Origin of the sequence: Nocardia otitidiscaviarum, assembly GCF_007362295.1 — a bacterium.
In the GTDB taxonomy this organism is placed as follows: Bacteria; Actinomycetota; Actinomycetes; order Mycobacteriales; family Mycobacteriaceae; genus Nocardia; species Nocardia otitidiscaviarum.
Genome location: NZ_CP041695.1, coordinates 3,800,881 through 3,827,052 on the forward strand (window position 1 = coordinate 3,800,881; position 26,172 = coordinate 3,827,052).

Sequence of the window (26,172 nt, forward strand, 5' to 3'; positions counted from 1 at the left end):
CACGGCGACCGTGGGTGCGGCCGACACGGGATGAGGCATCGGTCAGAGGTGAGTCTGCATTGTTGGTGAAGGTCCGGAACGACGATCCGTCGCGCCTTTCGAGCACCGAACGGACCGTCGTCAACTGGCTCAAATCGTGGAGCGGGCCGCATGCCGTACCCGGGATCGCGGTGGTGCAGTGCCAGGACGCCGACGTGGTGGTGTGGACGCCGCAGACCTGCGTGGTGATCGCGGTGCACGGGTTCACCGAACGCGTGAACGGCACCCTGCACTGCGCCGAGGACGAACCGTGGACGGTGGACGACGACCCCGCCCCGGTCGACGGTGACGGCAACCCGCTGGAACGGGTGCGACGGCAGACCACCGAACTCGCCCGGCAGCTGCGCGCCGCCCCCGGACGCGAACATGTGCCGGTCAGCGGACTGGTGCTGCTGGTGCCGCAGCTGGGCAGCCGGCTGAAGCTGACCAAGGGCGCCATGCCGCCCGGTATCGACGTGCTGCTCGGCGACGGCCCGTCCTCGCTGCGCGCCTACTTCACCGGCCTGGCCGACGGCGCGGACCCGGCCTGGGATGCCGCCCAGGTCGGGCAGGCCCTGGGCGCGCTCGGTTTCGCCGCCGCGGCCACCCACTCGGACCTGGTCCTCGAGGGCTTCGATCCCCCGGCCGCCAACCGCACCCCGCCACCACCCACCTCGGCGCCCGCCCGCTCCGTGCCATCCGTGCCCGTCGCCGCGCCCGAACCCCCGGAGCCACCACACGGTGCAGGCACCGCGACCGGAGTCGTACCCGGCCCGGCGGCCGTACCGGTGCGCAACCCCATCCCCGGCACCACGCCGGGCGGACAACACCCACTCCCCGGGACCACGTCGGGCGAACAGCAACCCATCCCCGGCACCACGTCGAGCGGACAACACCCACTCCCCGGCACCGCATCGGGCGGACAACACCCCGCCCCCAGCACCGCGCCGGGCGGACAGCAATCCGCCCCCGGCACCGCGCCGGGCGGACAACACCCCATCCCCGGCACCGCAGCGGGCGGGCAGCAGGGCTCGTGGCAGGGGTCCGGAACCGTGGGCATGCCGGGAGGTCGCCCAGGGCCGCACGGCGCATCCAGCGCGACCGGCATGGCTCCGGAAGGACGCGGTGGCGCACCGCGCGAATCCGGCTCGGCGGGCGATGCGCCGGACAGCGAACGCGGTCGGGGGCATGAACCCGGCGCGACAGGCAACGCGCCGGCGGACCACGGGGACCCTCGACGCGAATCCGGCACCGCGAGGGAGGCGGCGGAAGGGCAGCAGGGTCCGCGCCGCGGATCCGGCTCCGGCAAGAAGGGGAAGATCGCGAGCGGTGCCGCCGCGGCAGCCGCCGCCGCTGGAGCGGCCGCCGCCGCGCTGCGCGGCTCGCGCGACCGGGGAAACGACGCGGACACGGCCGGTGCGGGATCACGGGATTCGGGCACCGCCGCAGGCGATTCCACCACGGGCGCGTCGAGTCCGGACGCGGCAGCCGAAACATACGGCCGGTCGGGAACTTCCCAGCCACCCGGCCGCACCGGAAGTGACCCATACGGGCCCGGGGGCGGTATGGGATCTTCCACCGAATCCTCCGACTACGCGCGGTCCGAGACAGCCGCCCACGGTGCCGAGTCCATGGGTGGACGATCGGCGGCGGGCGATCCCGGCCGATCCGGGCAGGGCCGCCCGGCCACCGGAGACCTGGATCGCGGCCCGGCAGGAACCACAGGCCACGATCCCAGCGGATACCACCAACCCGGTGGCGCTGCACCAGGTTTCGATCAACCGGGCAGTGCCACCCAAGGCTTCGACCGCCCCGGTGGCACCGCCTCGGGCTCCGGCCACCCTGGCGGTACCGCTGCGGGTTCCGGCCAACCCGGTACCGCCTCGGGTTCCGGCCAACCCGGTACCGCCTCGGGCTCCGGCCAACCCGGCAGCACCGCTGCGGGTTCCGGCCACGCCGGCAGCACCGCCGCAGGTTCCGGCCACGCCGGTGGTGGCGCGTCGGGGTCGGGCCGATCCGGTACCGCACCGATGGGTGCGGCGGGGGCTCTGCTGACCGGTGCGGCGGGTGCCGCCGCCGCGAGCCGTGGCCGAGCGGGACAGACGTCGAGCCCGGGCGGGCAACCGCCGCCGGGCAGCCCGATGCCCGTGGGCGCGCAGGGCGCGCGTTCCGGGGAGCCCGGTCGCGCCCCCTCCGGTCCCCCGCCCTCGGGCCAGGGCTTCCCGCTGTGGGAGAACTCGCAGCCCACGGCATCGCGCCGACGACGGCGGGATCTGCCCACGGTGGCGGCCCTGGTCCTGGTCTTCCTGATCCTGTCCGTGGCCGTCATGTGCACGGGCAGCATCGGCAGCAGCACCGGCGAGGACCGCACCCCCGAACGAACGACCACGGTCCGCACCACCACCCCGACCAGCACCGATCCGACCATCCCGGCCACCACCGTCGGCCCGGCCTGCTTCCCGTTCCAACCCGGCTGCTGACAGCGCGACGTCGCGATCCGATCGACCGCCGGGCAGCGCCGACGGCGGACCCCCATGCGCACGGGCCGCACGGCGACCGCTCCCGGCGCGGCCCGCGCGCCGGTCCGACGTATCGGTCCGGGCCGGCTCGAGCAGGCTGAATCCGGCGCGTGAGACCGTCCACGACGCGGCCGTTCGCCCGGCTCCCCCCGAACGAACCACATCCCTGTGTCTCCCCCCTGTGCCCGTCCCGGGCGAACCCGTACGGGCGGGGCGGGACCGAACTACGAACGAGCCGGTCCGCCCTCGAGTCCGCGCAGGCAACGGCATACACGGTCGCCTGCGCGGTCGCGCACTCAGCCCATCTGCACCACCGCGGCCGTGACGCGGCGGACCAGGGGCAGTACCAGCAGCAGGGTCGGGAAGGCGATGAGCCAGGACACTCCCCAGGCGCGCAGCCAGATACCGAGGAAACCGGCGTCGAAGCCGCGGCCGTTCACGGTGCTGATGAACGACACCACCAGCGTCATCAGGATCGACAGCAGGAGCGGCAGGACGAGCGACGCGTAGCGTGCGGGGAGTTTGCGGGACGGGGTGTGCGATGCCGAAGAATTCATCATGTCCTCCGAAAGCGTAGGAATACCAATAGCGATCGCTCCGCATGGGACGGAGCGGGTGCGTTGATTGGCGTTAACGCTTACGGCGATGAAGATCGCGTCGTGATAGTAGAACAGGGCGCGGGGGCGGGGCAATTCCGATCGGGAACGAGACGAGCCCGCCGCTCGCGCGACGGGCTCGGGACGTTCGGAATCCGGCTCAGCCGAACAGGGTCTCGCCGAGGGTGGTCCACCCCAGCACCGAGTCCACCGCCAGCCCGCAGAACACCACGGCCAGATAGTTGTTGGACTGCAAGAACAGTCGCAGCGGTTTGACCGATTCCCCGCGCCGCACACCGGAATACAGCTGATGTGCCATGAGCAGGAACCACGCGCCCGCCACCAGCGCGGTCGCGGCGTAGATCACACCGGCGGCGGGCACCAGCGCGAAGGTGGCCAGCACCGTGAGCCAGGTGTAGATGACGATCTGCTTGGTGACCGCCTGCTCGGTGGCCACCACCGGCAGCATGGGCACCCCGGCCGCCCGGTAGTCCTCCTTGTAGCGCATGGCCAGCGCCCAGGTGTGCGGCGGCGTCCAGAAGAAGATCACCAAGAACAGCACGATGGCCGGCCACCCCACCGAACCCGTGACCGCGGACCAGCCGACCAGCGCGGGCATACAGCCGGCCGCACCGCCCCACACCACATTCTGCGAGGTCCGACGCTTGAGGCCGAGGGTGTAGACGAAGACGTAGAACAGGATCGTCGCCACCACCAGCGCACCGCTGAGCAGATTCGCCTGCCACCACAGCCACGCGAAGGACGCCAACCCCAGCGTGATGCCGAAGATCGCGGCATTGCGGGTCGGTACCGCCTCGCGCGCCAGCGGCCGCTTGGAGGTCCGCTTCATCACCTTGTCGATATCGGCGTCGGCGACACAGTTGAGGGTGTTCGCGCTCGCCGCACCCATCCAGCCACCGAACAGCGTGGCCAGAATGAGGCGGATGTCGACGTGACCGCGGTCGGCCAGCAGCATGGTGGGAATGGTGGCGACAAGCAGCAGCTCGATCACGCGCGGCTTGGTCAGCGCGATGTAGGCGAGTACACGCCGCGCCGCCGCCGACAGCGGGCCACTGCCCGTCACGCGGTCGGCCAGCACCGTGCCGGAGGAGCCGTGCGCCCCACCCGGTTGTTGCCCAATCCGCACTGTTTCTCCTCGCACAACGTGCATGTTGATCCGGTCGTGGAACTAGCAGCGCGCTCGAACATCGACGACGACTGGAGCCCAGTGCGGCGCGGCCACTACTACACAGCATGGTAGACCGTGGGCGACAGCACTCTCGCCCAGGTATGGGCGTGGGTTGCCCGAGACCGCATCGCGACTCGGGTCCCGAGCGGTCACGAACGGGTCCGCGCGAAGCAACGAACATACGACACGGCGGCCGGTGAACGCGGGTTCTTGTACGGCGCCGAAACGGTCACCCTTAGGGTGGTGGGTGTCGGTGCGGAGCTTCGCACCGCAGCACCCCGCAGCGAACCCACAACCGCATCGTTGACGAAAAGGTCAGGAGAACCTCGGTCGTGTCAGTCACAGACGACATCCGCGCCCTCACCCAGCCCCGCCACCCCGCCGACTGGACCGACGTCGACACCAGGGCCGTCGACACCGCCCGGGTCCTCGCCGCCGACGCGGTGCAGAACGCGGGCAACGGCCATCCCGGCACCGCGATGAGCCTCGCCCCGCTGGCGTACACGCTGTTCCAGCGTGTGATGCGGCACGATCCGAGCGATCCGAAGTGGGTGGGGCGCGACCGTTTCGTCCTGTCCTGCGGGCATTCCAGCCTGACCCTCTACATCCAGCTGTACCTGGCCGGTTTCGGCCTGGAGCTGGACGATCTGGTCAACCTGCGCAAGTGGGGTTCGCTCACCCCGGGCCACCCGGAGTACCGGCACACCGACGGCGTCGAGATCACCACCGGCCCGCTCGGCCAGGGCCTGGCCTCCGCCGTGGGCATGGCCATGGCGGCCCGGCGCGAGCGCGGCCTGTTCGATCCGTCCGCCGCGCAGGGTGAGAGCGCCTTCGACCACTACATCTACGTGGTGGCCTCGGACGGCGACATGGAGGAGGGCGTCACCTCCGAGGCGTCCTCGCTGGCGGGCACCCAGCAGCTGGGCAACCTCATCGTCTTCTACGACGACAACCGCATCTCCATCGAGGACGACACCCGGATCGCCTTCACCGAGGACGTCGCCGCGCGCTACCGCGCCTACGGCTGGGACGTGCAGGTGGTCGAGGGCGGCGAAGACGTGGTCGCCCTGGAGGCGGCCGTGGCGCACGCCCAGAGCGTGACCGACAAGCCGTCGATCGTCCTGCTGCGCACCATCATCGGCTACCCGGCCCCGAACAAGATGAACACCGGCGCTTCGCACGGCGCGGCGCTGGGCGCGGACGAGGTCGCGGCCACCAAGAAGGTGCTCGGCTTCGATCCGGACAAGACCTTCGACGTCGACGCGGCCGTGATCGCGCACACCCGCGGCAATGCCGCCGACCGCGCCAAGACGGCCAAGGCCGCCTGGCAGGAGCGGTTCGACGCCTGGGCCGCCGCCAATCCGGAGAACAAGGCGCTGTTCGACCGGCTCCAGGAGCGTCGCCTGCCCGCGGGCTGGACCGATGTGCTGCCGGTGCACGCGCCCGATCCGAGCGGTATGGCCACCCGCAAGGCGTCCGGCAAGGTCCTCGCGGCGCTCGCGCCGGTGCTGCCGGAGCTGTGGGGCGGTTCGGCCGACCTCGCCGAATCCAACAACACGACCATGCCGGATGTGCCGTCCTTCGGCCCGGAGTCCATCTCCACCGGGATGTGGAAGGCCGATCCGTACGGCCGCACCCTGCACTTCGGTGTGCGCGAGCACGCCATGGGCTCGATCCTGAACGGCATCGCCCTGCACGGACCGACCCGTCCGTACGGCGGCACCTTCCTGGTGTTCTCCGACTACATGCGGCCCGCCGTGCGCCTGGGCGCGCTCATGCGCACCCCGGTCACCTACGTGTGGACCCACGACTCCATCGGCCTCGGCGAGGACGGCCCCACCCACCAGCCGATCGAACACCTGGCCGCGCTGCGCGCCATTCCGGGCCTGAACGTGGTGCGCCCGGGTGACGCCAACGAGACCACCTACGCCTGGCGCACCATCCTGGAGCGCGATTCCGCCGAGCGCGACTCGCACTTCCTGGTGTCCGAGCCCGCACACCAGGACGGCCCGTCCGCGCTGGCGCTGACCCGCCAGAACCTGCCGGTCCTGGAGGGCACCTCCTACGAGGGTGTCGCCAAGGGCGGCTACATCCTGGCCGAATCCTCCACCGGCACACCGCAGGTGATCCTCATCGCCACCGGCTCCGAGCTGCACCTCGCGGTCGAGGCGCGCACTACGCTGGAGGCGCAGGGCATCGGCACCCGCGTGGTGTCCATGCCGTGCGTGGAATGGTTCGACGCGCAGGATCAGGCGTACCGCGACTCCGTGCTGCCGCCCTCGGTGCGGGCGCGGGTGGTCGTGGAGGCCGGAATCGCGATGCCGTGGTACCGCTTCGTCGGCGAGGCCGGGGAGATCGTCTCCATCGAGCACTTCGGCGCGTCGGCCGACTACAAGACACTGTTCCGCGAGTTCGGCATCACACCCGAGGCCGTAGTCGCAGCCGCAACCCGTTCCCTCGACAAGGTGAAGGGATAAGACCATGACCCAGAACCCGAACACCGCGGCGCTGTACGCCGCGGGTGTGTCGGTGTGGCTCGACGATCTGTCGCGCGACCGCATCCAGTCCGGCAATCTCGCCGAGCTGATCGCGACCCGCAGCGTCGTCGGCGTCACCACCAACCCGACCATCTTCCAGGGCGCGCTCAGCAAGGGCCACGCCTACGACGCCCAGGTGCGCGAGCTCGCCGCCCAGCGCGCGGACGCCGATCAGGCCGTGCGCGTCATCACCACCGACGACGTGCGCGCCGCCTGCGACGTGCTGGCCGAGGTGTACGAGCAGACCGGCGGGCTCGACGGCCGCGTCTCCATCGAGGTCGACCCGCGGCTGGCCTTCGACACCGACGGCACCGTGGCGCAGGCCATGGAGCTGTGGAAGATCGTGGACCGGCCCAATCTGTTCATCAAGATTCCGGCCACCGAAGCGGGGCTGCCCGCCATCACGCGCGTGATCGGCGAGGGCATCAGCGTGAACGTCACCCTCATCTTCTCGGTGGCGCGGTACAAGTCCGTCATGGGCGCGTACCTGGACGGTCTGCGCAACGCGCAGGTGCAGGGCCGGGATCTGGCCAAGATCCAGTCCGTCGCCTCGTTCTTCGTCTCCCGCGTGGACACCGAGATCGACAAGCGGCTCGAGGCCATCGGCACCCCGGAGGCCCTCGCCCTGCGCGGCAAGGCGGGAATCGCCAACGCGCGCTTGGCCTATGCCGCCTACCAGGACGTGTTCGACGGCGGTAAGCACACCTCGACCTACAACCATCTGGCCTCGGCGGGCGCGAACAAGCAGCGCGCGCTGTGGGCGTCGACCGGCGTGAAGAACCCGGAGTACTCCGACACCATGTACGTCACCGAACTGGTGGCCCCCAACACGGTGAACACGCTGCCGGAGAAGACCCTCGAGGCCGTGGCCGACCACGCGGAGATCCGGGGCGACACCGTCTCCGGCACCGCCGCCGACGCGGCGCAGGTCTTCGACGAGCTCGCGGCCGTGGGCATCGATCTCGACGACGTGTTCCGGGTGCTGGAGACCGAGGGCGTGGACAAGTTCGTCACCTCGTGGAACGAACTGCTCACGGCGACAACCGAACAGCTCACGGCGGCCGGGGGCAACTGACGGTGACCGGCGCGCCGACGACGGTCACGACGGGGAATCCGCTCCGCGACGAGCGGGACAGCCGGGTTCCCCGGATCGCTGGACCGTGCAGCATGGTGATCTTCGGGGTGACCGGTGACCTGTCGCGGCGCAAGTTGCTGCCGGCCATCTACGACCTGGCGAACCGGGGGCTGCTGCCACCCGGGTTCGCCCTGGTCGGGTTCGCCCGACGGGATATGAGCGACGACGAATTCGCCGATCTCGTCCACGAATCGATCAAATCCTCCGCTCGCACCACCTTCCGCGAGGAGGTGTGGCAGCAGCTGCGCGAGGGATTGCGGTTCGTCCAAGGCACTTTCGAGGACGACGGCGCCTTCCACCGGCTGGCCACCACCCTCAAGGATCTCGACCGGGATCGCGGGACGGGCGGCAATCACGCCTTCTACCTGGCGATTCCGCCGACCGAGTTCCCGGTCGTACTGGATCAGCTGTCGAAGAACGGGCTGGCCCAACCGGCCCCTGGGGCGGGCGATCCCGCACCCTGGCGACGGGTGGTGATCGAGAAGCCGTTCGGACACGACCTGGACAGCGCGCAGGAGCTCAACGCCCTGGTGAACCGGGTGTTCCCGGAGCAGACGGTCTTCCGCATCGACCACTATCTCGGCAAGGAGACGGTGCAGAACATCCTGGCGTTGCGCTTCGCGAACCAGCTGTTCGATCCGATCTGGAATGCCAACTACGTCGACCATGTGCAGATCACCATGGCCGAGGACATCGGATTGGGCGGTCGCGCCGGGTATTACGACGGTATCGGGGCCGCCCGCGACGTCATCCAGAACCATCTGCTGCAACTGCTGGCGCTCACCGCCATGGAGGAACCGGTGAGCTTCCAGCCCAAGCAGCTGCAGATCGAGAAGATCAAGGTGCTCTCGGCGACCAAACTCGTCGAACCCCTGGACGAGACGACCGCGCGCGGGCAGTACACGGCGGGCTGGCAGGGCAGTGAGCCCGTGGCCGGACTGCTGCAGGAGGAGGGCTTCGACCCCGACTCCACCACCGAGACCTACGCCGCCATCACCCTCGCCGTGGAGACCCGCCGCTGGGCCGGTGTGCCGTTCTATCTGCGCACCGGAAAACGCCTGGGCCGCAGGGTGACCGAGATCGCCGTGGTGTTCAAACGGGCTCCGCACCTGCCCTTCGACCAGACCATGACCGAGGAGCTCGGCCAGAACGCGCTGGTCATCCGGGTGCAGCCGGATGAGGGCATCACCATGCGGTTCGGGTCCAAGGTGCCCGGCTCCAGCATGGAGGTCCGGGACGTGAACATGGACTTCTCCTACGGCGAGGCGTTCACCGAGGACTCCCCCGAGGCGTACGAGCGGCTCATCCTCGACGTGCTGCTCGGGGTGCCGTCGCTGTTCCCGGTCAACGAGGAGGTCGAATTGTCCTGGCGCATCCTCGATCCCGTACTCGAACGCTGGGCGGCCGACGGGCGACCCGAACCGTACGAGGCGGGCACCTGGGGTCCGGAATCGGCCGACGAGATGCTCGCGCGCAGCGGGCGGGAATGGCGGCGGCCGTGATCATCGACATGCCGGATACGGATACCCGCGAGGTATCCAAGCGCCTCATCTCGCTGCGCGAGGCCAATGGCGTGATCACCGTGGGCCGGGTGCTCACCCTGGTGGTGTGCACCCTGGACAGCTCCGAGGCCGAGGACGCCATCGAGGCCGCCAACGACGCCAGCCGCGAACACCCCTGCCGCGTCATCGTGCTGGCGCGCGGGGATCGCACCGCGGCGACCCGGCTGGACGCGCAGATCCGAGTCGGCGGTGACGCGGGCGCGGCCGAGGTGATAGTGCTGCGGTTGCAGGGCGATCTGGTCTCCCACGAGGCCAGCGTGGTCACCCCGTTCCTGCTGCCGGACACCCCGGTGGTGGCGTGGTGGCCGCGCGGCGCACCCGAGTTCCCGTCCAAGGACGCGGTGGGCCGCCTGGCGACCCGCCGCATCACCGACGCCACCTTCGCACCGGATCCGCAGGCCACGATCAAGAAGCGGCGCAACGCCTACGCTCCCGGCGACACCGATCTGGCGTGGAGCCGGGTCACCTACTGGCGGGCGCTGCTGGCCGCCGCGCTCGACGAGGCCCCGTTCGAACCCGTGGAATCCGTGACCGTGTCGGGTCTGCGTGACGAACCGGCCCTGGACATGCTGGCGGGCTGGTTGGCCGCGCGGCTGTCCTGCCCGGTGGTGCGCCGGTCCGGTGATCTGAAGGTCGAGATCCGCAGGCCCACGGTGTCGATCGCGATCTCGCGCCCGCAGGAGGGTCGGACCGCGACCCTGGCCCGCACCGGGGAGCCGTCGCAGCGCTTCGCACTGGCGCGCCGGGAGACCCGGGACTGTCTGGCGGAGGAGCTGCGGCATCTGGAAGCCGACGACATCTACGCCGAAGCCCTCACCGGCATCGAAAGGGTGACCTATGAGTAAGCCCGCCGTCGAAACCTTCACCGGCACCGAGGATCTGGTCGAGGCCGCCGCCGCGCGGTTCGTCGCCCAGGTGGTCGAGGCCCAGCGGCTGCGCGGGTCGGCGTCGGTGGTGCTGACCGGCGGCGGCACCGGCATCGGCCTGCTCGAGGTGGTGCGGCGGGCCCCCGGGGAGATCGACTGGTCACGCATCGACATCTTCTGGGGTGACGAGCGATTCCTGCCCGCCGACGATCCGGAACGCAATGATCTGCAAGCCCGGCGGGCGCTGCTGGATCATGTTCCGGTGGACCCCTCCCGCGTGTACCCGGTGGCCACCTCCGACAGCGAGTACCCGGATCCGGTCGAGGCGGCGGCAGCGTACTTGCGCACCGTGCGCAGCCACCTCGGCGAGAGCGGCTTCTTCGACCTGCACCTGCTCGGTATGGGCGGAGAGGGCCATATCAATTCCCTGTTCCCGCATACCGACGCGGTGCGCGAGGAGCACGAACTCGTGGTGGCGGTGACGGATTCGCCGAAGCCGCCGCCGGTGCGGGTGACGCTGACGCTGCCCGCCGTGCGGCAGTCCCGCCACGTGGTGCTGGTGGTCTCCGGCGAGGCCAAGGCCGCTGCGGTGGCCGCCGCCCTCAATGGCGCGTCGCCCTTGGACGTCCCATCCGCCGGTGCGGTCGGAGCGGAGTCCACCACCTGGCTGCTCGACGAGTCGGCCGCCGCCGATCTGCCACGCTGACCGCATCCGGCTGATGTAGGGCGGTGCGGGTTGCCGCCCACGCTTGCCCGGACCACTCGGCGGTCGGTCGATACCATTGGCGGTGTCGATCGGGGCCGTGAATGTCGCTAGGGACTCGCCGCACAAGCCCTCCCGTCGTGCCTGCCGTGCCGCTGCACCAAGCAGGTTGCGCACCAGGCGGGTCGCCGTATCGCGCGGGTCGCCGTATCGGGCGAGGGCCGCTCACGCCCAACGCGTGATGCAGCGCTGAGAGCGATCAGCCGCGCGACAACCGAGCTGACGATCGAACGCCGGAGTCGCTCAGGCGGTTTCGAGGAACCGCTGTACCGAGCGCGACGGGGCCGGGCCGGTGCGCCAGACCAGATACAGGTGCGATGGCGGGGCGTCCGGGACATCGCGGTAGACCACGCCGGGGTGGGGCGCGCGAGTTCGGGCCAGTTCGGGGACCGCGCCGATCCCCCGGTCGGCCGCCACCAGCTCGATCCACTCGTCGAAATTGGCGCAGGTGATGACCTGACGCTCCGCGTTGGGTGCGGGCCAGGAGTTCTCGTCGGTGGTGCCGGAGATGGTGTTGACCACCAACGGGAGATCGGCGAGATCACGCCAGCTCGGCGCATCGCCCTGAGCCAGTGGCGAGGTGGCCGCGACGGCCAGCACGCGCCGTTCGGTGGCGATCTGCTTCGAAGCGAATCCTCGCGGCAGGCGAATCTGTTTGCGGTACAGCGCGATATCGATGGTGCGTGCGGTCAGCGCCGCGAGCGGGTCGTCCACGCGGTGGATCTCGATATGCCCGCCGACCGCCTCGAAGCGGGTGCGTGCGGCCGCGAACCAGGTGTCGGGCAGCAGCCAGGAGAAGCCGAGGGCCACCGCCGCACGCAGTTGCAGGTCGGCGCACACGGTGTCCAGGTCGGCGAGGATGCGGCGGGTGTGCGCGAGGAAGGCCGCGCCGTCCTCGGTGAGGTCGAAGCGCCGCGAGGTGCGCTCGATGAGGCGGGTGTCGAGTATGCGCTCCAACTGCTGGATGGTGCGGGTGAGTGAGGGCTGGGTGACGTGCAGTCGCCGGGCCGCCCGCGTGTAGTTGGCCTCGTCGCACAGGGCGAGATAGGCGCGCAGGTGGCGAAGCTCCAGATCCATGCGTCCAGCGTATACATACCGCGTGAGAAGCATTTCCCAGGTGCTTTCACGGTCCGTAGCGTCGGCGGGCGTGACTATCGTGGCGACTCGACGACTGGGACTGGGCACGGCCGTCGCGGCGGCCGCGGGCTTGGCGGCCGCCGTCGGGGTCGGGCGGTTCGTCTACACGCCGCTGCTGCCGACCATGGTCGATGCCGGTCGGCTCGACGCGCACAGCGGCGCGCTGGTGGCCGCCGCGAACTACGCGGGCTATCTGCTCGGCGCGGTGGCGCTGGCTCGGCGTCCGGAATGGAACGGGCGCTCGACCTTTCGGCTCGCCGCCATGGCCCTGATCGTCAGTGACCTGCTCATGGCGATCCCGGCCGCACCGGCCGTTGCGGCGGTGCTGCGGTTCGTGGCCGGGATCGCCAGTGCGGCACTGTTCATCGGCTGCGCCGCCGTCGCGGCCCGGCACGAGAACCGCAGGCGGGCGGCCGGGATCGTCTTCTCCGGTGTCGGTGCCGGCATCGCCGCGGCCGGGCTGCTGGTGCTCCTCACCCAGCACGTGCTGTCCTGGCAGGCGCTGTGGCTGGTGTCGGCCGCGGTCACCGCCGCGCTGCTCGCGCCTACGCGACGCCTCGACATCCGACCGGGCACCCGGCGGGGCACGGGGGCACGGGCCGGTGCGAGCGCCGCACCGCCCGATGGCAATCCGGCCGATACGGCCGATACGGCCGGGCACCGCGTGGTGAGCCGCACGAAGGCCGCACGAATCCGGCCGCGGGTTGCCACCGAGGAGGCCGCATACCGGGTGGTGGGCCAGGGCGAGATCACCGCGTCTCGGGTGGGGCACGGCAAGCTCAGGGCATCCCGAGCGGGGCACAGCGAGTTCACGGCATCCCGAACGGAGCAGAGCGAGTTCACGGCATCCCGAACGGAGCACAGCGAGTTCACGGCACCCCGAACGGAGCACGGCGAGTTCACGGCATCCCGAACGGAGCACGGCGAGTTCACGGCATCCCGAACGGGGCACAGCGAACTCGGCCCGCCCCGCCCGGGGCGCGTCTGGCTGGCGCTGCGTGTGTCGTACCTCCTGGAGGGACTCGGCTATATCGTGATCGGCACCTTCCTCGTCGCGGCCGTCGCTGGGCCGGGCCGACAGGCCGAGGGCACGCTGATGTGGATTCTGGTGGGATCGGCGGCGGCTCCGTCGACGGTGCTGTGGGGTGCGGGCGCGCGCCGGTGGTCGGCCTCCCGCATGCTCGTCCTCGCCCTGATACTGCAGGCGATCTCGGCCGCCATGCCCGCCGTATCGTCCGGCACCGCCGCCGCGCTGGTCTCGGCCGTCCTGTTCGGCGCGACGTTCATGGGCATCGTCATGCTGGCCATGGAGATCGGTGACGATCTGGTCGACGGCCCGGCGGCCGCCACCCTGACCGCGGGCTACGGTTTCGGGCAGATGCTCGGCCCGCTGGTCGTCGCACCGGTGCTCGGGAGCGGGTACACCGCGGCCTTCGGTATCGCCACCGCCGTCCTGCTCGCCGCCGCGGCGGCGGCATTGGTTGTGCACCGGTCATATGCTTCGATCGAGACATGACGGACAGCATTGATGTCGCTCGGGTCGTGAGCGCCAGCCGGGAGGTCGCCGCCAACGCGGAGCGGATCTTCGACCTGATCGCCGATCCGGCAGAGCAGCCGCGCTGGGACGGCAACGAGAATCTCGATCGCGCACCGGACGGGCAGCGCGTGCGCGCGGCGGGTGCGGTGTTCACGATGACGCTCACCAACGGCCATGTCCGCGAGAACCACATCGTCGAGTTCGAGGAGGGCCGCCGCATCGCCTGGCTGCCCTCGGAGCCCGGCGAGGACTCCCCCGGCCACCTGTGGCGCTGGGAACTGGAGCCCCTGGGCGACAACCGGACTCGGGTCACCCACACCTACGACTGGTCGAACCTGACCGACGAGAAGCGCCTCCCCCGAGCCCGTGCGACGACCTCGGACAAGCTACTGGCCTCGATCGACCGTCTGGCCGCCCTCGCCGAAAGCGAGTAGCTCCGCGCGGGTCAGCCTGCCGCCGGTTGGAAGAGTTCGACGACATTACCCGCCGGATCGAGCAGCAGGATCTGTTGTCCGCCGGGGCCTTTCACGATGTCGTTGCGGAACGGCACCCCGGCGGCACGCAGTCGCTCGACCTCGGCGGCGATATCGTCGACGATGAGCTGGACGCGGTTCCATCCACCCGGGTGCGGGACCTCGCCGTCGGGCATGGGGCGGCCGGCGGAACTCTTCGGCCCGGAGAGCAGCAGTCGCAGTGGGCCACGGCTGATTCCGGCGAATACCGGGGCGGCGTCGAGATCGACGCTGAAGCCGAAGTGGTCGGTGTAGAAGGCGAGCGCGGCGGCGACATCGTCGACCATATAGCGGACGCTGATCTGGTCAGTTGCGGTGTTCGACATAGTCGACACTCCTGGGAGTGAATGTGGGATACATAGTGGTCGACAGGAATCGGATACGGGTGTCGAGTTCAGCCGCGACACGGCAGAACTCGGCGTATTCGGCCTGCGGAGTGGACCCGGCGGCCGCCGGGTCCGGCATGCTCCAGTGCATGCTGACGGCCGCCCCGTGGTCACGGGGTACCTCACGGACCTTGTCGCATAACGTGATCACGTAGTCGAAGTGGCGGTCGGCGACGGCCGACAGCCCCACGGTGCCGTGGCCGCTGAGGTCGATGCCGTACCGCTCCCGCATGACACGCACGGTGTTCGGATGCAGTGCGGGCTTGGGATGACTGCCCGCACTGGCCACCTCGAGGGCACCGCCACCCCGCCGGCGCAACAGCGCCTCCGCCATCGGTGAGCGCGCACTGTTTCCGGTGCACAGGAACAGCACCGCGCCGGACGGCTCCCCGGCGGCGTCGACGGTGGGAGCCAGGGCGGGATGCAGCGCCGCCGATGCCGCGGCGAAGGCCGTGCCGCAGCGGTCCAGGTCGAGGTGGTAGTAGCTGTCGCGGCCGTCGAAACTACTGCGCCGCACCGTCACCAGACCGGCCGAGCGCAGCAGTCGCAAATGGTAGGAGACCAGATTCTGCGGCTCCCCGGTCGCGGTGACCAGTTCCCGCACGCGCCGGTCACTGCCCGCCAACTCGGTGAGCAGCGCCCAGCGCAACGGGTGCGAGGCCATCCGCATGAGGAGTGGGACCCGATCGACCACCATGTCTCGAAAATACATCAAACTGATTTGATGCACTAGGGGGTGTGCGGGGCCCGATCCCGTCAGATACGTACAGCGACAATCCGGAAAGGCGTCGTGGGCGTCCCCGGAGCCATCGGCCCGCCCTTGTCGAACTGGGAGGCCACGACCAGCGTTCGATCTCCCACACGCACCAGAGTCGTTGGGATGGCGAGGGATTCGTCGGTGAACTGCTCGGTGAGAGTGGCGGTGGCGTAGTCGTCGGACATGGTCCAGCGGCTCAGCGTGTTGGTGGTGTTGTGGGCGACCCGCAGCGTGTGATCCACCAGGTCCAGGCCGTCACCGTGGGCCACGTCGCCACCGTTCAGGACCACCTTGCGCACCGGCTCCGCCGCGCCGGGCGCGGTGGCGATGCGGTACAGGTCCCCGCCGGTCATATCGACGATCAGCAGATACCGGCCCGTCGAATCGACCACGATGCCGTTGATGCCGAAGGCATCCTCCGGGAGTGGTTCGAGATGCGGCGCGAGGTCGAATACCGGTGCGAGTTCGGCATTTCCGCCGGCGGCGACTTGCTCGGGGGTCACGCGGTAGACGACCGAGCGGATGCTGTCGGTCAGGTAGGCGGTGCCGTCGGGCGCGAAGTCGAGATCGTTGACGAAACGCGGCGCATCGCCCAGCACGTCGAAGCGCGCGACCAGCGCCCGGGTGGCGATGTCGTAGACGGCTACCCCGGCGGTGGAATCGGTGACCCACAGCCGACCGCGGTCGTCGACCTTCATGCCGTTGGCCGTGGCCCGGCCGTCGGTTCCGGCGGGCAGGAAGACCTCCGCCGCGGTCGCACCGGCGGCGGCCCGGTAGACCGCGCCATTGGTGTAGGAGCCTACGTAGGTGTCGCCGGTGCGGGCGTCGAGGGCGATGCCCTCGGGATAGGCGCGGTCATCCGGCAGCGTGTAGGCGGTGACGACCCGCGTCTCGGGTTCGTTCGAGCTAGCGGCCGGTTCGTCGGACTGCCCGCAGGCGGTGAGGACGAGTGCCGCCGCCAGGGTCGCGATGAACGTCGGCACGCGGCGGGGTGCGGTGAGCATGGGTTTCTCTTCTCGACAGCGCGAATGAGTGACTACTCATCATTGAGCGGTCACGAATGTAGATTAGAGTTCTAATCCTCGTCAAGACCCTAACCATGGGACGACCGGATACCATGCCTGCATGACCGCCATGCCTGCCGCCGAGCGCATCGGCTCCTATGTCAAACGCGCCGAGCAGGCTCTGAACGCGGCCAAGAACGCCGCCCTCAAACCGGCCGGGGTGACGGTCGCGCAGTACGCCGCCCTGCTCTTCCTCACCGAGAATCCCGGCATCTCCGCCGCCGCCCTGGCCCGGCTGTGCGGCGTCACCCCGCCGACCATGAATACGATCCTCACCAACCTCCAGGACCGCGGGCTCATCGAGCGCACCCCGCACGCCTGGCATCGAAACGTCTTGGAAACCCGCCTGACCGAACAGGGCGAGCAGGTGATGCACGATGCCGACGCCCGCGCCGTCCGCGTCGAACGCGCCCTGGCCGAGGAGTTCACCGCCGCCGAACGGCAAACCCTGCTGGACCTGCTCACCCGCTGCGCGGACCGCCTCGACACGATTCGTCCCGAACCCCAACCCGGGAAGCGCTGATCCATGGCGGGCGCACCCGCGCCCCCACCGTGTGATTGCCGTCGCGATGCGCGGGAACCACCACGGTTATGACGATGATCGTCGGCACCTCGGGCTGGCAGTACGCGGATTGGCGTGCGGTGTTCTACCCGAGGGGCGTCGCGCAACGGCGGTGGCTCGAGCACTATGCCGCCTCGTTCGCCACCGTGGAATTGAATGCCGCGTTCTATCGGCCGGTGACCCGATCGACCTTCGAGGGCTGGCGGGAGCGCACCCCGGCCGACTTCGTCATGGCGGTGAAGGCCAGCCGGGTGGTCACCCACTATCGGCGGCTGGTCGATGTCGACCTTCCGCTGGAGCGGTCACTCGCGGCGGCATCCGGACTGGGCGACAAACTGGGTCCGATCCTGCTGCAACTGCCGCCGAACCTGACCGCGGCACCGAATCGGCTGGATGCGGTGCTGCGGCTGATTCCCACCGCCCTGCGGGTGGTCGTGGAGCCGCGCCACGAGAGTTGGTGGAGCGATGAGGTGCGCGCCGTACTGGCGGCGCATCGGGCGGCACTGTGCTGGGCCGATCGACTGAACGAGCCGGTCACGCCGCTGTGGCGGACCACCGACTGGGCGTACGTCCGCTTCCACGAGGGTACGGCCGAGCCGTGGCCGTGCTATTCGGACGAGGTGCTGGCCGCCTGGGTGCGGCGGATCGGCGATACCTGGGACACCGACCGAGACGTGTACGTGTACTTCAACAACGATCCGGGCGGTGCGGCGATCCACAATGCCGTTCGCTTCGCCGCATTCGCGCGCGCCGCGGGCTGGCCGGTCACGCGCACGCCCGCACCACTGGCACCGGCCGTGGACCCGCCCGCCGTGTCGAAGGAATGGAACACTCCGTGGTGAGACCACGGGTTGCCCGCTCGCTCGGCACGGGTTCGATTCACCTCCGCGATCATGTTTGCCCTCGAGCGAGCCGGGTAGTTGCCGAAACATAGCTGAACCAAGGTCATTCGATTCCGAGAATTCGAGGAGCACTACCATGACTGGACTGCTCGACGAGATCATCGGCAATTCCGTGTACGACCGCGGTGGCGACAAGATCGGCAAGGTCAAGCAGATCTACATCGACAACACCTCGGGCGCGCCCACCTGGGCGGCGGTCTCCACCGGCTTCTTCCATGACGACTCCCTGGTGCCGCTGGCCGGGGCCCGGCACGAACCCGGCTCCGACGCCCTCCAGGTGCAGGTCGCCAAGGACGAGGTGAAATCCGCCCCGCACGTCGACCTCGAACCCGAGATCAGCGTCGACGACGAGCGCGAACTGTTCACCCACTACCACCTGGACCCGCGCGGTGCGGGCTGGGACGCCGGCGGCGGACCCGGTTACGACCGCCGAGCCGACGACGAGATGATCCGCTCCGAGGAACGCCTCGAGATCGACAGGGAGCGAGCCACCACGGGCCGCGCCAGGTTGCGCAAGTACGTGGTGACAGAGGAGCAGACCGTCACGGTGCCGACCACCCACGAGGAAGTCCGTATCGAACGCGAGCCGATCACCGATCCGCACGCGGCGGAGCACGCGGATATCGGCGACGAGGAGCGTGAGGTCACCCTGCACGAGGACCGGTTGACCGTCGACAAGGAGGCCGTCCCGGTCGAGCGCGCCCGCTTGGCCGTCGACGAGGTCGAGGACAACAGGACGGTCTCCGGGACCGTCCGCAAGGAGCGCTTCGAAACCGAAGGCGTCGAGGACGATCCGAACCGCGAGCGCTAGGGAGTCCGCGCCCACCGATCCCGCCACGGAACCGAGCGGTCGGTGGGCGCGGCACCGGCTACGTCGACACTGCGGCGCGGACTCCGCGCCCGACGCAGCCCAGTGCCGCGACGATCAATGCCGCGGGTACCAGGAATGCCCACCAGCCCGTCGCCCTACCCAGCGCCACAGCGCCTCCCGCGCCGACCACCAGTCCGGCGATGCGGGCCAGTGACCACGGGTCCGCTTTGCCGGTCGCGGCGAGATCGCTACAGCAGCGGGTGAAGGTGCTCGTCAGATAGGTGGTGGGGGAATTCGGATCGGCCGCCATCACCGTCGCGGACTGCATGCCCATGGCCAGCGAAGCCAGCACCAGCAGCGGCGCCCGGCCGAACCCGTCGCCGTAGACCACGGCCAGTGCGGCGAGCGCGCCGACGAGAACGGCTTCGGCGACGAGACATTCGAGTACGCGGCGCTCGCGGCGCCCGCGCTCGGCACGACACCAACAGGCCGCCACCACGATTCCCACCGCATAGCCGCCCAGCACGGTGAGCGGGCCCGCGACATCCGTCCACGGCAGTGCCACGGCCACGCCCAGCAGCACCAGATTGCCGGTCAGGACGCTGGCGAACACCTTGCCCAGCTCGGTGAACACCAGCGCGTCCATGGCCCCGGCCCCGGCGCTGAGCAGCACCAGCGCGGTGGGGCCGCCCGGAAAGCCGAGTCGGCTCCCCTGTTCGATTGCCATGCGGTCACCGTATCCGCGTGTCACCGACCTGCCCGGCAGCGACGAGGGCGAGCCGCATCACCCCCGCGCATCGACGGCGACGCCGTGACCGCAGCACCGGGACGCGGATCGGCCCCGTGAGCCGGCCGTCAAGCCGATGTCGCGGCGGGTTTCACTCCGAGGCTGTCGAGGCTGGCGAGCAGGAAGTCGTTCACCGCGGTGGGGTTCTCGAGCTGCACCAGGTGACCCGCGCCGGGCACCTCCACCACCGCGCGCAGGTCCGGGACCGCGGCCCGCATGGTGGCCAGCGGATCGCGGCCGCTGAAGCCCTCCATATCGGGATCGTGCTCGCCGTAGAGGAAGTAGGCGGGCACGCTCACCGTCGCGTCGGCGAAGTCGGCGGTCAGTTCCCAGTTGCGGTCCAGATTGCGGTACCAGTTGAGGCCGCCGGTGAATCCGGTGCGCTCGAAATCGGCGGCGAGAGTGTCGAATTCCTCCTGGGTGAGCCAGGACCACGGCAGTGCGGGGGCCTCCGGCAGTACGTCCAGGTAGCCGAGGCCGGGCGGATTCTTCCAGGTGTCGAGGTAGTGGTAGGCGCCGCTGAGCGAGTAGTACACCCGGGCCAGGAATTCCCGTGGGCGGGCGGCGAGTTCGGCATCGGCCACACCCGGCTCCTGGAAGTACGACAGGTGCAGGAAGTGCCGCTGCGCGGCCTTGGTCCAGAACGCCGACGGCGGCTTGGGCGGGCGCGGGGCGAACGGATTGTTCAACACCATGACGCCGTCCACCCGCTCGGGGGCGCGCAACGCCAGCTCCCACACCAGCTGCGCCCCGAAATCCAGGCCGACGAAGACGGCCCGCTCGGCGCCGATGTCGTCGAGCAGGGCGAGCAGATCCCCGATGACGGCCGCGTTGGTGTACGCCTCGGGATCGGCGGGAGCGTCGGTGCGGCCGTATCCGCGCAGGTCGGGGGCCAATGCCCGGTAGCCCGCCGCGGCCAGCGCCTCGACCTGGTGGTGCCACACCAAGCCGGTGTGCGGGAACCCGTGACAGAACACCACCGGGTGCCCCTGCCCCCGCTCGGTGACATGCATATCGATGCCGCTGGTCCGCACCGTGCGATGGCTGTTCTCCACTACCGCCTCCAACTTCTAGAACACGTTCTTATTTCAAGGTAGTGTCCAGCGGTTGTGAGCGAAATACCCAAGATTCTCGACGGCCGGGTCGCGGTGGTCACCGGCGCGAGTCGCGGTATCGGCAAGGGCATCGCCCTGGAGCTGGGCGCGGCGGGTGCCACCGTGTACGTCACCGGCCGCAGCACCACGGCCGGACAGCTGCCCGGCACCGTGCACGCCACCGCCGCCGAGATCACCGAACTCGGCGGCGCGGGAGTCGCGGTGGCGTGCGATCACCACGACGACGCGGCGGTGGAACGGCTCTTCGCCCAGGTGCGCGCCGACCACGGGCGACTCGACGTGCTGGTGAACAACGTCTATAACTCGCCGTCGGCGGCGCGCTGGCTCGGACGCAAGTTCTGGGACGTGCCGCCGAAAGCCTGGGACGAGACCTTCGATATCGGGGTGCGATCCCATTACGTGGCAAGCGTTTTCGCCGCGCCCCTGCTCATCGAGGCGGGCGGACTGATCGTGAACGTGTCCTCGCCCGGCGCGCAGCGGCACATGCACAATGCCGTCTACGGCGTCGGCAAGACCGCCCTGGACCGGATGACCGCCGACTTCGCGCACGATCTCGCCGACACCGAGGTCACGGCGGTGTCCATCTGGCCCGGCATCGTGAATACCGAACTGCTGCAGATGGTTCCGGCCGACGAACACGGCCGCCGAATGGTCACGCTGCCCGGTGAGGGCACCTTCGACCTCGACGCCGCCGAGTCGCCGCGCTTCCCGGGCCGTGCCGTGGTCGCACTGGCCGCCGATCCCGAACGCCGCAAGCGGACCGGAAAAGCCTGGCGGGTGGCCGATCTCGCGGACGAGTACGGATTCACCGATATCGACGGCCGTATTCCGCGCGCCGACTAACGCACCGCACCAATTCGCAGCAGTTTCCGACAGAAGGAGTGCCAAGTAATGCGACGCGTATTCATCGTGGGTGTCGCCATGACGCCGTTCGTCAAGATCGGCTCCCGCGAATGGACCTATCCGGAGATGGTCGCGGAGGCGGTACGCGGGGCGCTCGGCGACGCGGGCATCGGCTACGACCGGATCCAGCGCGCCGCCGTCGGCTACGTCTTCCAGCCGTCCGCGGCGGGGCAGCGCGCCCTCTACGACATCGGACTCACCGGCATTCCGATGGTGAACGTCAACAACAACTGCGCCACCGGCTCCACCGCGCTCATGCTGGCCCGGGAATGGGTCGGCGCCGGCCTCGCCGACGTGGCGCTGGCGGTCGGGTTCGAGCAGATGACCAAGGAGGCCATGGCCGGACCGGCCAGCAAGCCCAAGGCGACCACCGTCGACCACCACCTGGCCGTCATGCGCGGGCAGTTCGACTTCGGGAACGCGCCCATCACCACGCAGTTCTTCGGCAATGCCGCCATCGAGCACATGAAGCGGTACGGCACCACGCCCGAGCAGCTGGCGCGGGTGGCGGTGAAGAATCACGAGCATTCGACCCGGAATCCGCTGGCGCAGTTCCAGAACGCGTACACCCTCGACGAGGTGCTGACGGACAAGCCGGTGCACGGACCGCTCACCCGCTCGCAGTGCTCCCCCATGTCCGACGGGGCGGCGGCCGCGGTGGTGGTGAGCGAGGAGTTCGTGCGGGAGCACGGGCTCGAGGCGCAGGCCGTGGAGATCCTCGCCCAGGAGCTGGCCACCGACGATTCCGCCGCTTTCGCCTCCGGATCGATGATCGATGTGGTGGGCTCGGGTATGACCCGTCGCGCCGCACAGCGGGTATTCGACAGCGCCGGAATCGGCATCGGCGATGTCGACGTGATCGAACTGCACGACTGCTTCTCCATCAACGAACTCATCACCTACGAAGCCCTCGGACTCTGTGGCGAAGGCGAATCCGGTGCGCTGGCCGAATCCGGGGCCACCACCTACGGCGGCACCTGGGTGGTGAACCCCTCCGGCGGCCTCATCTCCAAGGGCCACCCGCTGGGCGCCACCGGACTGGCGCAGGCCACCGAATTGTCCTGGCAGCTGCGGGGTCTCGCCGGTGAGCGGCAGGTACCCGATGCCCGGATCGCCCTCGCCCACAACCTCGGACTCGGCGGTGCCACCGTCGTCACCCTCTACGCCGCGCCCAGCGCCTGACCGGAACGGGAGTTGAATTACCCATGACTGCCATCGATCCCGACACCCGCCTGCGGATGCCGGTGCACAACGGCCACAGCCTGCTCGCCGGACTGCGCCGCCATAAGCGCAATCCCGTTGTGACACTGGGCGATACCGTGCTCACCGGCGCGGACGTGCTGAACGCCATCAGCCGGTACGTGGCCGCGTTCGAAGCCAATGGCGTGAGCACCGGAACGCCGGTCGGCATTCTCGCGCTCAACCGTCCCGAGGTGCTGTTCACCATCGCGGCCGGGCAGGTCCGCGGGCAGCGGCGGACCGCGCTGCACCCCATCGGCGGACTCGACGATCACGCGTACGTCCTCGCCGACGCCGGCATCACCACCCTGATCCTGGATCCGGTGCCCGCCTTCGTGCAGCGCGCCCGCGCACTGGTCGACCGGGTACCGAACCTGACCAAGGTGCTCGTCCTCGGCCCCGTACCGGACGAGCTGGCCGATGTCGGTGTGGACTTCCTCGCCGAGGTGGAGAAGTTCGAACCCGAACCGATCGAGGCCACCGAACTGCGGCCCGACGATGTCATCTCGGTGAGCTACACCGGCGGCACCACCGGCAAACCCAAGGGCGTGGTCGGCACCGCGCTCACCATGGCCACCATGACGCAGATCCAGCTGTCGGAATGGGAGTGGCCGAAGCGCCCGAAATTCCTCATCTGCACGCCGCTCTCCCATGCGGGCGCGGCCTTCTTCGTGCCGGTGGTGCTGCTGGGCGGCGAATGCATCGTGCTGCCGCGCTTCGACGCCGGTGAGGTGCTGAAGGCCATCGAGGAACACCGGATCAGCGCCACCATGCTGGTGCCGTCCATGATCTACGCGCTGCTCGACCACCCGGATGCCAAGACACGGGACCTCTCGTCGCTGGAAACCGTCTACTACGGGGCCTCCGCCATCGACCCGAACCGACTGACCCAGGCCATCGAACGGTTCGGGCCGATCTTCGCGCAGTACTTCGGACAGTCCGAGGCGCCCATGGCCATCAGCTACCTGGCCAAGGACGAGCACGACACGGCGCGGCTGAGCTCCTGCGGACGACCCTCGGTCGCGCTGCGTGTCGCTCTCATCGACGACAAGGGCGAGGTCGTGCCGCAGGGCGAGGTGGGCGAGATCTGCGTATCCGGGCCGCTGCTGGCGGCCGGTTACCTGAACCTGCCCGAGGTGACGGCCGAGACGTTCAAGAACGGCTGGCTGCACACCGGCGACCTCGCCCGCGAGGACGAGGACGGCTTCCTGCACATCGTCGGACGCAGCAAGGACATGGTCGTGACCGGCGGGTTCAATGTGTTCCCGCGCGAGGTGGAGGACGTGGTGTCCGAACATCCCGCCGTCCTCGATGTCGCGGTGGTCGGCGTGCCGGATCCGCAGTGGGGCGAGGCGGTGACCGCGGTCGTGGTGCTCGACGCCGCCACGGCCGCCGATGCCGCCGCGGTGGACACGGTGACCGCCGAGATCCAGGCCACGGTCAAGCAGCGCAAGGGTTCGGTGCAGGTGCCGAAGAACGTCGTGGTCATCGACAAGCTGCCGCTGACCGGGCTCGGCAAGCCCGACAAGAAGGCGGTACGGGTGATCGCCCAAGAGCGACTGGGCATTTCGTGATCGGGCCCGGCCGCCTGAGTCCCTAGGCGCGGCCGGTGGTCGGGCGCGCGGCCCCCAGTGTGCGCAGCGACAGCGCTCCCCTGCGCACACTGTCGGTCGCCGCCTCGACCACCGCACGAGTCACGAAGTGCCCCACCGCTGTTGCCACGAAGACGGCGGAAATGAGGAGCGGAGCCCATTCCCAGCCGAGCGCCAGCAGCATGCGCTCGAACGTGTCGCGCGGCTGCACCACCGGCTCCCACGAATTGAGCCGCACCCAGCGCCCCAGAAAGACGCCGACCGCGCACAGCAGATGCGTCAGCAGCGTCACCGGCGTCCGCCAGGCCCCGAGACCGGACCGCTCCAGGAAGCGGTTCATCTCACCGAGCACCAGGTAGTAGGCCACGAACCCGGAGGCGATGAAGGCCGCGTACACCGGCAGTACGGTGGTCACGACCGGCCCGTCCCCCGCCCACCGGATGTCATCGCGCAGATGCACCAGATCGGTCACCACATACGGCGCGTTCGGCAGGAACAGCAGCAACAGCACCGCTCCCGCCCACCACACCGGCGACACCGGCAGCCGCCGCTCCCGCGGTTTCGCCATCCGGAACACCAGCAGCGCCAAACCCACTGGGATCCAAGCCAATACCGTGTTCCACCCCATCCAGAACAGGTTTCGGTGCAGCACCCCCGTCAGGCTGGGCCCGACCGCATCGACAATATCCATGCGCTCATCTTGCCCACGGATCGGCCCGATCGGCCGCCGCTCTCAGAGACCCCACAGTCTCTACACACAACCACCACGAACGGGTCCGCCCAGCACGGATAACCCGGGTGCCGCCGCGGCGGTACCCGGGTTATCCGAAGCCCGATCAGTTCAGGAGAACTTGATCTCCAGGCCGATCCCGAGAATGGCGATCAACCAGACGATGCCCGTGAAGATGGTGATGCGATCCAGGTTCTTCTCGACCACGGTCGACCCCGAAAGGCTGGACTGCACGCCGCCACCGAACAGGCTGGACAGACCGCCACCCTTGGCCCGGTGCAGCAGCACGAGCAGCACCAGCAGCACGCTGGTGATGATCAGCAGGATGTCGAGGAACATGCGCATTTCACGGAGTATATGCGCATGTCACCGGTACGTTCCAACCGGCCCTGGTGCGCCGGGGTGGTGCGATGCGGCTACCGGGGAGTCGTGACCTCGACGGGAATCGAACCCACGTCGCCCTGAGTGAGAGTCAGGGTGCCGAACCAGCACAGCACGAGGCCATCAATGACGTAGATCGGAGTCGAACCGACGAGGGTCCTGATTGAAAGTCAGGCTGCCCATACCGACAGAGCAACTACGCCATGCGTCCGGCTGGATGGAATCGAACCACCTGTGCCCGCGGGCAGGAGGGTTACAGCCTCCGTGCACTCCATGTGCTCAACCGGTAGTGAGGTCGCCCGTTTCAGGCGGCCCGTGCGGAAGACAGAGGACTCGAACCCCATACCCGACGGGCACGACCGCGCTAGCAACGCGGCTCGACCTCCATGGCCGATTTGTCTTCCTCGCGGAAAGCTGAGGAGTCGAACCCCCGGGACACAATGCCCGCCTCCGGTTTTCAAGACCGGCTGGCCTCCACAGGCCGGAACTTTCCTTCCCCGACCACCCGATCGAGCGTGCGGTATAACCAGATTCGCAGGAAAGCCCGCGCGACCACAACCGATTTTCACCGC

24 protein-coding genes and 3 tRNA genes are annotated in these 26,172 nt (G+C 69.4%); 14 read left to right on the forward strand and 13 right to left on the reverse strand.

Going from position 1 to position 26,172, the window contains the following annotated elements:
- Positions 1 to 65 precede the first annotated feature (65 nt).
- On the forward strand, positions 66 to 2,498 hold the full coding sequence (locus tag FOH10_RS16775) for an NERD domain-containing protein (protein ID WP_143981446.1): 2,433 nt from the start codon (positions 66 to 68) through the stop codon (positions 2,496 to 2,498).
- A gap of 335 nt (positions 2,499 to 2,833) precedes the next feature.
- Here the strand turns inward: FOH10_RS16775 and FOH10_RS16780 are convergent, their stop codons facing one another.
- Together FOH10_RS16780 and FOH10_RS16785 are read right to left on the reverse strand one after the other, a co-directional pair.
- Positions 2,834 to 3,097 (reverse strand): DUF2798 domain-containing protein, encoded by a 264-nt coding sequence (locus tag FOH10_RS16780; RefSeq protein WP_143981447.1) that lies wholly within the window; start codon positions 3,095 to 3,097, stop codon positions 2,834 to 2,836.
- Between the two features lie 196 nt (positions 3,098 to 3,293).
- Entirely contained in the window at positions 3,294 to 4,232 is a 939-nt protein-coding gene (locus FOH10_RS16785) for a heme o synthase (RefSeq protein ID WP_085996436.1), read from the reverse strand.
- A 422-nt stretch (positions 4,233 to 4,654) separates the two neighbouring features.
- On the opposite strand from FOH10_RS16785, the gene tkt reads away from it, so the two are divergent.
- Genes tkt through pgl form a run of 5 tightly spaced genes read left to right on the forward strand, consistent with a single transcriptional unit; the run spans position 4,655 to position 11,128 of the window.
- Positions 4,655 to 6,799, forward strand: a complete 2,145-nt coding sequence (gene tkt / locus FOH10_RS16790; RefSeq protein ID WP_143981448.1) for a transketolase — start codon at positions 4,655 to 4,657, stop codon at positions 6,797 to 6,799.
- Between the two features lie 4 nt (positions 6,800 to 6,803).
- The gene (gene tal / locus FOH10_RS16795; protein ID WP_143981449.1) at positions 6,804 to 7,934 is read left to right on the forward strand and encodes a transaldolase; all 1,131 of its coding nucleotides are present in this window, start codon (positions 6,804 to 6,806) and stop codon (positions 7,932 to 7,934) included.
- A 2-nt stretch (positions 7,935 to 7,936) separates the two neighbouring features.
- Entirely contained in the window at positions 7,937 to 9,496 is a 1,560-nt protein-coding gene (gene zwf, locus FOH10_RS16800) for a glucose-6-phosphate dehydrogenase (protein WP_244962089.1), read from the forward strand.
- Positions 9,493 to 10,401, forward strand: coding sequence for a glucose-6-phosphate dehydrogenase assembly protein OpcA (gene opcA / locus FOH10_RS16805; protein ID WP_174385109.1), 909 nt, complete (start codon positions 9,493 to 9,495; stop codon positions 10,399 to 10,401). The genes zwf and opcA overlap by 4 nt, the downstream gene beginning before the upstream one ends.
- Positions 10,394 to 11,128, forward strand: a complete 735-nt coding sequence (gene pgl / locus FOH10_RS16810) for a 6-phosphogluconolactonase (protein ID WP_143981451.1) — start codon at positions 10,394 to 10,396, stop codon at positions 11,126 to 11,128. The genes opcA and pgl overlap by 8 nt, the downstream gene beginning before the upstream one ends.
- A gap of 300 nt (positions 11,129 to 11,428) precedes the next feature.
- Here pgl and FOH10_RS16815 read toward each other — a convergent pair whose 3' ends face one another.
- Entirely contained in the window at positions 11,429 to 12,262 is an 834-nt protein-coding gene (locus tag FOH10_RS16815) for a LysR family transcriptional regulator (protein WP_143981452.1), read from the reverse strand.
- Between the two features lie 70 nt (positions 12,263 to 12,332).
- Here FOH10_RS16815 and FOH10_RS16820 point away from each other — a divergent pair, with 70 nt between their 5' ends.
- Positions 12,333 to 13,838, forward strand: coding sequence for a YbfB/YjiJ family MFS transporter (locus tag FOH10_RS16820; protein WP_186000873.1), 1,506 nt, complete (start codon positions 12,333 to 12,335; stop codon positions 13,836 to 13,838).
- Positions 13,835 to 14,293 carry an SRPBCC family protein gene (locus FOH10_RS16825; protein WP_143981454.1) on the forward strand — a complete coding sequence of 153 codons (459 nt, stop codon included), beginning with the start codon at positions 13,835 to 13,837 and terminating at the stop codon, positions 14,291 to 14,293. The genes FOH10_RS16820 and FOH10_RS16825 overlap by 4 nt, the downstream gene beginning before the upstream one ends.
- 11 nt (positions 14,294 to 14,304) lie before the next feature.
- On the opposite strand, the gene FOH10_RS16830 is transcribed toward FOH10_RS16825, so the two are convergent.
- The 3 genes from FOH10_RS16830 to FOH10_RS16840 are packed head-to-tail and all read right to left on the reverse strand — an operon-like array spanning position 14,305 to position 16,518.
- Positions 14,305 to 14,697, reverse strand: a complete 393-nt coding sequence (locus FOH10_RS16830; protein ID WP_143981455.1) for a VOC family protein — start codon at positions 14,695 to 14,697, stop codon at positions 14,305 to 14,307.
- Positions 14,678 to 15,454, reverse strand: coding sequence for an arsenate reductase/protein-tyrosine-phosphatase family protein (locus FOH10_RS16835; protein ID WP_221937994.1), 777 nt, complete (start codon positions 15,452 to 15,454; stop codon positions 14,678 to 14,680). Before FOH10_RS16835 ends, FOH10_RS16830 begins: the two co-directional genes overlap by 20 nt.
- A 59-nt stretch (positions 15,455 to 15,513) precedes the next feature.
- Positions 15,514 to 16,518 carry an SMP-30/gluconolactonase/LRE family protein gene (locus tag FOH10_RS16840; protein ID WP_186000874.1) on the reverse strand — a complete coding sequence of 335 codons (1,005 nt, stop codon included), beginning with the start codon at positions 16,516 to 16,518 and terminating at the stop codon, positions 15,514 to 15,516.
- A gap of 121 nt (positions 16,519 to 16,639) precedes the next feature.
- Between FOH10_RS16840 and FOH10_RS16845 the strand changes: the two genes are divergently transcribed.
- From FOH10_RS16845 to FOH10_RS16855, 3 genes are all read left to right on the forward strand, one after another.
- Positions 16,640 to 17,101, forward strand: coding sequence for a MarR family winged helix-turn-helix transcriptional regulator (locus FOH10_RS16845; RefSeq protein ID WP_228810324.1), 462 nt, complete (start codon positions 16,640 to 16,642; stop codon positions 17,099 to 17,101).
- Between the two features lie 68 nt (positions 17,102 to 17,169).
- The gene (locus FOH10_RS16850) at positions 17,170 to 17,982 is read left to right on the forward strand and encodes a DUF72 domain-containing protein (protein ID WP_143981456.1); all 813 of its coding nucleotides are present in this window, start codon (positions 17,170 to 17,172) and stop codon (positions 17,980 to 17,982) included.
- 136 nt (positions 17,983 to 18,118) lie between these two features.
- The gene (locus FOH10_RS16855) at positions 18,119 to 18,853 is read left to right on the forward strand and encodes a PRC and DUF2382 domain-containing protein (protein ID WP_143981457.1); all 735 of its coding nucleotides are present in this window, start codon (positions 18,119 to 18,121) and stop codon (positions 18,851 to 18,853) included.
- Between the two features lie 58 nt (positions 18,854 to 18,911).
- Here FOH10_RS16855 and FOH10_RS16860 read toward each other — a convergent pair whose 3' ends face one another.
- Both FOH10_RS16860 and FOH10_RS16865 read right to left on the reverse strand, forming a co-directional pair.
- Positions 18,912 to 19,580 carry a YoaK family protein gene (locus tag FOH10_RS16860; RefSeq protein WP_143981458.1) on the reverse strand — a complete coding sequence of 223 codons (669 nt, stop codon included), beginning with the start codon at positions 19,578 to 19,580 and terminating at the stop codon, positions 18,912 to 18,914.
- Between the two features lie 128 nt (positions 19,581 to 19,708).
- Complete coding sequence (locus tag FOH10_RS16865) at positions 19,709 to 20,695, reverse strand: alpha/beta fold hydrolase (protein ID WP_244962025.1); 987 nt, start codon at positions 20,693 to 20,695, stop codon at positions 19,709 to 19,711.
- A 54-nt stretch (positions 20,696 to 20,749) separates the two neighbouring features.
- On the opposite strand from FOH10_RS16865, the gene FOH10_RS16870 reads away from it, so the two are divergent.
- From FOH10_RS16870 to fadD8, 3 genes are read left to right on the forward strand one after another with little or no spacing between them, the layout of a single operon-like run.
- Complete coding sequence (locus FOH10_RS16870) at positions 20,750 to 21,598, forward strand: SDR family NAD(P)-dependent oxidoreductase (RefSeq protein WP_143981459.1); 849 nt, start codon at positions 20,750 to 20,752, stop codon at positions 21,596 to 21,598.
- Positions 21,599 to 21,646: 48 nt separating this feature from the next.
- Positions 21,647 to 22,840 (forward strand): thiolase C-terminal domain-containing protein, encoded by a 1,194-nt coding sequence (locus FOH10_RS16875; protein WP_143981460.1) that lies wholly within the window; start codon positions 21,647 to 21,649, stop codon positions 22,838 to 22,840.
- Positions 22,841 to 22,863: 23 nt separating this feature from the next.
- Positions 22,864 to 24,471 (forward strand): fatty-acid--CoA ligase FadD8, encoded by a 1,608-nt coding sequence (gene fadD8 / locus FOH10_RS16880; RefSeq protein WP_143981461.1) that lies wholly within the window; start codon positions 22,864 to 22,866, stop codon positions 24,469 to 24,471.
- 22 nt (positions 24,472 to 24,493) lie between these two features.
- On the opposite strand, the gene FOH10_RS16885 is transcribed toward fadD8, so the two are convergent.
- From FOH10_RS16885 to FOH10_RS34860, 5 genes are all read right to left on the reverse strand, one after another.
- Entirely contained in the window at positions 24,494 to 25,180 is a 687-nt protein-coding gene (locus FOH10_RS16885; protein ID WP_143981462.1) for a DUF1361 domain-containing protein, read from the reverse strand.
- A gap of 150 nt (positions 25,181 to 25,330) precedes the next feature.
- Positions 25,331 to 25,564 (reverse strand): preprotein translocase subunit SecG, encoded by a 234-nt coding sequence (gene secG / locus FOH10_RS16890; RefSeq protein ID WP_029924535.1) that lies wholly within the window; start codon positions 25,562 to 25,564, stop codon positions 25,331 to 25,333.
- A gap of 85 nt (positions 25,565 to 25,649) precedes the next feature.
- Positions 25,650 to 25,722 (reverse strand) — tRNA-Glu (locus FOH10_RS16895).
- A gap of 5 nt (positions 25,723 to 25,727) precedes the next feature.
- Positions 25,728 to 25,803, reverse strand: a tRNA-Glu gene (locus FOH10_RS16900).
- Between the two features lie 204 nt (positions 25,804 to 26,007).
- Positions 26,008 to 26,093: transfer RNA gene (locus FOH10_RS34860), tRNA-OTHER, on the reverse strand.
- Positions 26,094 to 26,172 lie beyond the last annotated feature (79 nt).